Here is a 1,573-nt window from a genome sequence, read left to right as displayed (position 1 = left end):
CCGCTCGAAACGGGCCGCCTCAACCAGAGGTGCATGGTTGTGCAGCCGCAGGTCGCGGCTTGAACCAGACCAGGGCGGTGGCCGGTTCAGCCATGGCGCCCCCGGTCGGGATAGCAGGCAGCGCCGCAGTCTGCCTCAGCCCCTTCGCCCAGCAGGCACCGGGCACGGGCCTGCAGCGCCGGGCGCCAGCGCAGGAAGCGGCGGTAGGCCCGCTCGGCCAGCCAGGGCGCGCCCGGCAGCGCCTGCACCGCCGCGGCCAGCAGCCACCAGCGCGGCAGGGCCGCCCACAGCCGCAGAAAGCCGGCCGCCCCGGCATGCCACTGCCCGGCGGCGTCACGCACATGAAAGCGCGCCAGCAGCGCGGCCCGCTCCGGTGCACCGGGGTCGTCCAGCGCGGCGCAGGTCGCGGGCTCGCTCAGGTCGCGCCAGGCGATGGGCTGGCGGGGTGTGAGCAGACGGTAGTGGGCGATCTCGCGCCGGCACAGCGGGCAGGCGCCGTCGAAGAAGACCTCCAGCGCTGCGGCGGCGGCTTCGGGGCGGGAGAGCGGCTGGTTCATGCGAGCACCTCCGCCGGCGCCATCTGCGCCATCTGCGCCTCCTGCGCCTGCTGTTCCACCTGCGCGCGCAGCGCCCGGGCCTGGGCCTGCAGCGCGGTGCGCTCGGCCTCGCCCAGGCGGGCCAGGTGGCGCACCTGCATGCCCAGGCGGGGGTGGCCGGCCAGCCAGCCCTGGTGGCGCAGCAGGAAGTCCCAGTACAGCGTGGTGTAGGGACAGGCCAGCGGGCCGGTGCGCTGGCGCGGGTCGAAGGCGCAGCCCGCGCAGGGCGCGCCCTGGCGCTGCAGGTACTGGCCGCTGGCGATGTAGGGCTTGCTGGCCATCACCCCGCCATCTGCATGCTGGGACATGCCCAGGGTGTTGGGCAGCTCCACCCACTCCACCGCGTCGACATAGACAGCCAGGAACCAGCGGTGGACTTCCTGGGGCCGCACGCCCAGCAGCTGGGCATAGAGGCCGATCACCATCAGGCGCTGGATGTGGTGGGCATAGCCCCAGCGCAGGGTCTGGCGCAGCGCGTCGCGCAGGCAGGCCATCGGTGTCTGGCCGGTCCAGAACCAGGCGGGCAGCGGCAGCGTGGCGTTCAGGCCGTTGAGCTCGGCATAGCCCGGCATGCGCGTCCAGTAAATGCCGCGCACGTACTCTCGCCAGCCCAGGATCTGGCGGATGAAGCCTTCGGCGGCGGCCAGCGGCACCTGGCCGGCCCGCCAGGCGGCCTCCGCCGCGGCCACCACCTCGCGCGGGTCCAGCAGCTTGAGGTTGAGCGCCGCGGACAGCTGCGAATGGTAGAGCCAGGGCTCGCCGGCCCACAGGGCGTCCTGGTAGCGGCCGAACAGCGGCAGCCGCTCGCGCACGAAGGCGTCCAGCGCCTGCAGGGCCTGCGCGTGCGTGACCGGCCAGGCGAAGTCCTCGAGCGCGCCGGGATGCCCGGTCAGCCGGGTGCGCACCAGGGCCAAAACCTGCTGCGTGATCGCATCAGGCGCGAAGCGCGGCGGGGCCGGCAACCAGCCCCGGCCCCT

Annotated in this window: 2 protein-coding genes; both read right to left on the bottom strand. The window is 74.2% G+C overall.

Annotated features, from left to right (window positions below; genetic code table 11):
* Positions 1-86: 86 nt before the first annotated feature.
* Positions 87-557 (bottom strand): thiol-disulfide oxidoreductase DCC family protein, encoded by a 471-nt coding sequence (locus I73_RS26860; RefSeq protein WP_022980204.1) that lies wholly within the window; start codon positions 555-557, stop codon positions 87-89.
* The coding region (locus I73_RS26855) for a cryptochrome/photolyase family protein (RefSeq protein WP_199899046.1) at positions 554-1,573 on the bottom strand (1,020 nt) is incomplete at its 5' end. The genes I73_RS26860 and I73_RS26855, both read right to left, overlap by 4 nt.

It is taken from the genome of Ideonella sp. B508-1 (genome assembly GCF_000333615.1).
In the GTDB taxonomy this organism is placed as follows: Bacteria; Pseudomonadota; Gammaproteobacteria; order Burkholderiales; family Burkholderiaceae_C; genus Ideonella.
Note: the sequence above shows the minus strand (reverse complement) of the source record. Positions and strands in the feature narration are given on the sequence as shown.